The organism is Rhizobium ecuadorense (assembly GCF_001187535.1).
GTDB lineage: Bacteria > Pseudomonadota > Alphaproteobacteria > Rhizobiales > Rhizobiaceae > Rhizobium > Rhizobium ecuadorense.
Window position 1 is genome coordinate 1 of the sequence record NZ_LFIO01001595.1, and the last position, 206, is coordinate 206.

At 64.6% G+C, this 206-nt stretch carries 1 protein-coding gene; it reads left to right on the top strand.

What is annotated here, in order from left to right:
* Nucleotides 1-206, top strand: a 206-nt coding sequence (locus tag AF337_RS32695; protein ID WP_152971292.1) for a DUF3095 family protein, incomplete at both ends; no start/stop codon positions are given.

A 206-nucleotide genomic window follows, 5' to 3' on the forward strand; every position in this document is an offset into this window, starting at 1 on the left:
CACGCCGCAACAGATCGACAGGGTCGAAGCGATCCTCGTTCCGGCAAGGGCGCGCGGCGAGATCAACTTCGGACTGCACCGCCAGTCGCATGCGCTGATGACTTGTCTCGTGCCATCGGACAGGCCGGATTCGCACCTGCATTTCCTCGACGGGATGGGCGGCGGTTATGCGAGGGCGGCCGAGATGATGGAGGCTGGTGCGCTTG